Source organism: Kitasatospora sp. NPDC059803, assembly GCF_042732255.1.
Lineage (GTDB): Bacteria > Actinomycetota > Actinomycetes > Streptomycetales > Streptomycetaceae > Kitasatospora.
The window spans coordinates 1-5,611 of the sequence record NZ_JBHWIJ010000360.1; the positions used below are offsets into that span (position 1 = coordinate 1).

The 5,611-nt window shown below is 73.1% G+C and carries 4 protein-coding genes; 3 read left to right on the forward strand and 1 reads right to left on the reverse strand.

Annotated elements, in window-relative coordinates; all coding sequences use genetic code 11:
• Positions 1 to 4 precede the first annotated feature (4 nt).
• Positions 5 to 547 (forward strand): GNAT family N-acetyltransferase, encoded by a 543-nt coding sequence (locus ACFV6I_RS35240; RefSeq protein WP_380429970.1) that lies wholly within the window; start codon positions 5 to 7, stop codon positions 545 to 547.
• 170 nt (positions 548 to 717) lie between these two features.
• A complete protein-coding gene (gene ftsH / locus ACFV6I_RS35245; RefSeq protein WP_380429964.1) occupies positions 718 to 2,661 on the forward strand; it encodes an ATP-dependent zinc metalloprotease FtsH in 1,944 nt (647 codons plus the stop codon).
• A gap of 182 nt (positions 2,662 to 2,843) precedes the next feature.
• On the opposite strand, the gene ACFV6I_RS35250 is transcribed toward ftsH, so the two are convergent.
• The gene (locus ACFV6I_RS35250; RefSeq protein WP_380429967.1) at positions 2,844 to 3,668 is read right to left on the reverse strand and encodes a class I SAM-dependent methyltransferase; all 825 of its coding nucleotides are present in this window, start codon (positions 3,666 to 3,668) and stop codon (positions 2,844 to 2,846) included.
• Between the two features lie 274 nt (positions 3,669 to 3,942).
• Between ACFV6I_RS35250 and proS the strand changes: the two genes are divergently transcribed.
• The gene (gene proS, locus ACFV6I_RS35255) at positions 3,943 to 5,355 is read left to right on the forward strand and encodes a proline--tRNA ligase (protein ID WP_380376648.1); all 1,413 of its coding nucleotides are present in this window, start codon (positions 3,943 to 3,945) and stop codon (positions 5,353 to 5,355) included.
• Positions 5,356 to 5,611 lie beyond the last annotated feature (256 nt).

Genomic DNA, 5,611 nt, shown 5'->3' on the forward strand with positions numbered 1-5,611 from the left:
TCGCATGCCCGATGATGGTGGTGTGCGAGTGACGATCAGGGCCCCGCGGGCCGAGGACAAGGACGTGTACGCCGAGGCGGTCCGACGGTCCGCCGACCACATCGGGCGGTGGAACCCGGTCGAGCCGGACGGCCTGGCCGAACTGCTGGACCGCCAGGGGCCGGGCCTGCGCACCTTCCTGATCGTCGACCGGGACACCGGCGGGCTGGTCGGCAAGGTGAATGTCGCCAACATCGTGATGGGCCGGTTCTGCAACGGCGCGCTGGGCTACGACGCGTACCTGCCGTTCGCCGGCACCGGGCGGATGACGGAGGGGCTGCGGCTGGTCCTGGACCGCTGCTTCGCCCCGCAGCCGGCCGGCGGGCTGGGCCTGCACCGGCTGGAGATCAACGTGCAGCCGGACAACGAGCGGTCGGTCGCGATGGCCAAGCGGCTGGGCTTCCGGCACGAGGGCTTCACCCCCCGGATGCTGTTCCTCCAGGGCGACTGGCGGGACCACGAGCGGTTCGCGCTGACCGCCGAGGAGTGGCCGGGCGCCGAGGCGTAGCCACGGGCGGGGCGCCGAGGCCTCTGAGTCACGGGTGGGGATCCGGGCGCAGGCACTGACGGGGCGGCGGGGATCAGGCACTGACGGGGCCCCGTCGCGGCTGGTCAGGGGCGTGCTCGGCGCGGCGTTTCGGGTGGCTCGCCCGAGCCCGCGTCCGTATCGTCCGATGGGTGACCGAACCCGTGCCGCCGCGCCAGACCCCCGACCAGCCGGGGGGCGGCGCGCCCCCCCCCCCCCCGCCGCCGCCCCGCCGCCGGATGCCCGGCGGCTGGATGGGACTCGCCCTCACCGCGCTCGTGGTGTTCCTGATCTCCGACCTGCTGCTGTCCTACTTCGGCAACGCCGGCGCCACCACGATCTCCTACACCGAGTTCAACAACCAGCTGAACAAGGGCAACATCACCAAGATCTACTCCAAGGGCGACGCGATCGAGGGCACCCTCAAGAGCGCCCAGCCCAAGCCGGACGGCGGCAAGGGCGACTACACCGACTTCGCCACCCAGCGGCCGTCCTTCGCCAACGACAACCTGTGGACCACGCTGCAGCAGCAGGGCGTCGAGGTCACCGCCACCTCCCCGGTGGTCCAGCAGCGCAGCTTCCTCGCCAACCTGCTGATCTCGCTGGCCCCCATGGTCCTGCTGATCCTGATCTGGGTGCTGCTCGCCCGCCGGATGGCCGGCGGGCTGGGCGCCGGCGCGCTCGGCCGCAAGGCCCCGCCCAAGCCGGTCACCGCCGACCAGGGCAAGCGCACCACCTTCGCCGACGTGGCCGGCATCGACGAGGTCGAGGCCGAACTCACCGAGGTGGTCGACTTCCTGAAGAACCCGCAGCAGTACCGCAGGCTCGGCGCCAAGATGCCGCGCGGCGTGCTGCTGAGCGGCCCGCCCGGGACGGGCAAGACCCTGCTCGCCCGGGCCGTCGCCGGCGAGGCGGACGTGCCGTTCTTCTCCGCCTCCGCCTCCGAGTTCATCGAGATGATCGTCGGCGTCGGCGCCAGCCGGGTCCGTGAACTGTTCGCCGAGGCCCGCAAGGTCGCCCCGGCGATCATCTTCATCGACGAGATCGACACCATCGGCCGCCAGCGCGGCGCGGGCGGCGGCATGGGCGGGCACGACGAGCGCGAGCAGACGCTCAACCAGATCCTCACCGAGATGGACGGCTTCACCGGCTCCGAGGGCGTCATCGTGATCGCCGCGACCAACCGCGCGGACGTGCTCGACCCGGCGCTGCTGCGCCCCGGCCGGTTCGACCGGCGGATCACCGTCAGCCCGCCGGACCGGGACGGCCGCGCCGCCATCCTGCGCATCCACACCCGGACCGTCCCGCTGGCCGGCGACGCCGACCTCACCCGGCTGGCCAAGGTCACCCCCGGGATGACCGGCGCCGAACTCGCCAACCTGGTCAACGAGGCCGCCCTGCTGGCCGTCAAGCGCAAGCAGGACGCGGTGAACGAGCGGGACCTCTCGGACGCTCTGGAGAAGGTCCAGCTCGGCGCCGTCCGGCCGCTGGTGATGCCGCAGGAGGAGCGCGAGCGCACGGCCTACCACGAGAGCGGGCACGCGCTGCTGGGCATGCTGCAGCCCGGCGCCGACCCCGTCCGCAAGATCACCATCGTGCCGCGCGGCCGGGCGCTCGGCGTCACCCTGTCCACCCCGGAGAACGACCGCTACTCGTACACCGAGCCCTACCTGCGCGGCCGGATCATCGGCGCGCTCGGCGGGATGGCGGCCGAGCAGGTGGTCTACGGGGTGATCACCACCGGAGCGGAGAGCGACCTGGAGCAGGTCACCAACATCGCCCGCGGGATGGCCGGCCGGTGGGGGATGAGCGAGCGGGTCGGCCGGTTGACCGCGGTGCCCGCCGACCCGCAGGGCGCCTACGGGCTCTCCGCCGCGCCGACCACCCTGGACGCGGTGGACGAGGAGGCCCGGCGGATCGTCGCCGAGTGCTACGAGCACGCGGTACGGCTGCTGACAGAGGAGCGGGCCCGGCTGGACGCGCTGGCGGCGGCGCTGCTGGAGGCGGAGACGCTGGACGAGGAGCAGGCGTACCGGGCGGCCGGGGTGCCGCGGAAGGGCTCCGGCTCCGACGGGAAGTCGCTCGACCAGGCGTGAACCGGCGGGCCGGGGGCGCTCGCCGTGTGGGCGGGCGCCCCCGGTTTCGTCGCTGCCGGATCTGTTGTCGCCCGGGGCCGTCCGATTGCTGCCGGGGGGTCTCGTTCCCGGTGCCGCCGGGGGCTCCTTCGGGCGTCGCCGTGGACCCCGTTCCCCGCGCCGTCGGGGCCGGTCGGCCGCCGCTACCGGGGCCGTTCGGCGACCAGGTAGCGGAAGACGTTCTCCATCCGGACCGAGCCGTCCGTGCGCAGGTACGGCTGCAGCGCCTCCTCCAGCTCCTTGGCGACCAGCGACGCGCCGGAGAACTCCTCGGCCGCCTCGAAAAGACCGGTGGAGAGCAGGCCGCGCACCGCGCTGTCCAGGTCCGCGTAGGCGAACGGGCAGCTCACCCGCCCGCTGCCGGCCGGGCGCAGGCCGGCCGGGGCGAGCAGGTCCTCCAGCGTGCCGGGCGTGCTCAGCTCGAACGGGTCGCGCGCGGTGGTCCGGCCCGCCCGCCGCCGCGCCACGTCCAGCACCGGGGCGCTCTGGCAGCGCTCCGGAGGGCCCCAGGCGGCCAGCACCACATGCCCGCCCGGGAGGGTCAGCCGGGCGGCCTCGACGACCACCGGACCCGGCTCGGCGCAACCAGGCAACTGCTCGAAGACCGTCACCAGCGAATGGGCCGAGCGGGGGACGGCCGCGGTCGGCCGGGCCCCCGCGCACACCCGCAGCCGGCGGCCGCGGGCCAGCTCGCGCAGCTCGTCCCGCGGCTCCTGGCCGGTGACCTGGGCACCGCGCCCGGCGGCGAGCAGCAGCGCCAGCCCGGACCGGCAGCCCAGGCCCAGCACGCTGGTCGCCGGGCCGACCTCCAGCCGGTCGTGGACCGCCTCGTAGAGCGGCACCAGCATGCGCTCCTGGATCTCCGCCCAGTCGCGCGCCCGCGCGGGCCGCGCCGCCCCGGGCTGCGGGTGGTGCGGTCGTGCGCCTGTCGGTCGTACGGTCGTGCCGGTCGTCCGAGCTGAAGCCATCGCGGCCTCCCATCCGGTCCTTCGGTGTGCTGCTACGGCTCCCCCAAAGTCCCGCCCCACTCCAGCGAACAGCGGGTCGGGCCCGGCGTCCAGAGGGGTGCAGGGTGGTGCGCGCGTGTCGCGGTCGTGCGCCCCCTGCGGTCGGCGGGTGCCGCCGTCTGCTGCCGGCGGGTGCGCGGTCGTCCGTCCGGCGGGTGCGGTGGTCGTCCGTCCGGCGGCCGCCGGCGTGTTATCGATTCGAAGTCAGGGGGCCGCGCCCCGTACCATTCGGGCCATGGCTAAGGCACCCGTTCTCACCCCTCAGGCGGAAGACTTCCCGCGCTGGTACCAGGACCTCATCAACAAGGCCGAGCTGGCCGACAACGGTCCGGTGCGCGGCACCATGGTCATCCGACCGTACGGCTACGGCCTGTGGGAGCGGATGCAGCAGGAGATGGACGCGCGGATCAAGAAGGCCGGCGCGCAGAACGCCTACTTCCCGATGTTCATCCCGCAGTCCTACCTGACCAGGGAGGCCGAGCACGTCGAGGGCTTCGCCCCCGAGCTCGCGGTGGTCACCCACGGCGGCGGCAAGCAGCTCGACGAGCCGGTCGTCGTCCGGCCCACCTCCGAGACGATCATCAACGAGTACTTCTCGAAGTGGGTGCAGAGCCACCGCGACCTGCCCCTGCTGATCAACCAGTGGGCCAACGTGGTCCGTTGGGAGCTGCGCCCGCGCGTCTTCCTGCGCACCACCGAGTTCCTCTGGCAGGAGGGCCACACCGCCCACGCCACCTACGAGGACGCCCGCGCGTACGCGTCGATGATCCACACCCAGGTCTACGGCGACTTCATGACGAACGTGCTCGGTATCGACGTCGTGCTCGGCCGCAAGACCGCCAAGGAGCGGTTCGCCGGCGCCATCAACACCCTCACCCTGGAGGGCATGATGGGCGACGGCAAGGCGCTGCAGATGGGCACCAGCCACGAGCTGGGCCAGAACTTCGCCAAGGCGTTCAACACGACCTACCAGCTCCAGGGCGCCGAGCGCGAGTACGTCTGGCAGACCTCCTGGGGCGTCTCGACCCGCATGGTCGGCGGCCTGATCATGTCCCACGGCGACGACAACGGCCTGCGGGTGCCCCCGCGACTGGCCGCCGTCCAGGCCGTCGTGCTCGCCATCAAGGGCGACGACGCGGTCATCGCCAAGGTGCGCGAGATCGGCGCCACGCTGGAGGCCGCCGGTGTCCGGGTGGTCGTCGACGACCGCACCGACACCCCGTTCGGCCGCCGCGCGGTGGACTGGGAGCTCAAGGGCGTGCCGCTGCGCATCGAGGTCGGCCCGCGCGACCTCGAGAACGGCACCGCGATGCTGGCCCGCCGGATCCCCGGCGGCAAGGAGCCCGTCTCCATCGACTCCCTGGCCGCGCTGGTCCCGGGCATCCTGGAGGAGGACCAGGCGCTGCTGCTGCGCCAGTCCCGCGAGCGCCGCGAGGCCCGTACCGTCGACGTCAAGACCATCGAGGAGGCCGCCGAGGCCGCCGCGACCGGCTGGGGCCGGATCTCCTGGGCCGACCTCGGTCCGGAGGGCGAGGCCAAGCTCGCCGAGCAGGGCGTTTCGGTGCGCTGCATTGTCGCGGCCGACGGCTCGGTGCCGCTGGCGGACGACCAGGACGGCAATATCGCGATCGTCGCCCGCGCGTACTGATGCCTGTTACCAGCAGGTAATGACCGTTGGCGGCGACATTTGCCCGGAATGCGGATGAGTAAGAATCCGGTAACTGTCCGAGAGGCGCCCCGACCGCGGACATCCCTACTGGCCGGTCAACTGCCGGTATTAACGCAATAGCGGTACGGTGTACGGCCCGTGGCCCTGTCAACTCGACGGGCCCACGGGCCGTACGTCCAGGGGGCGACAGCCCGCCCCCGGGCGGAATTCACGAGGCCCGCCGAGCTGCGGCGGG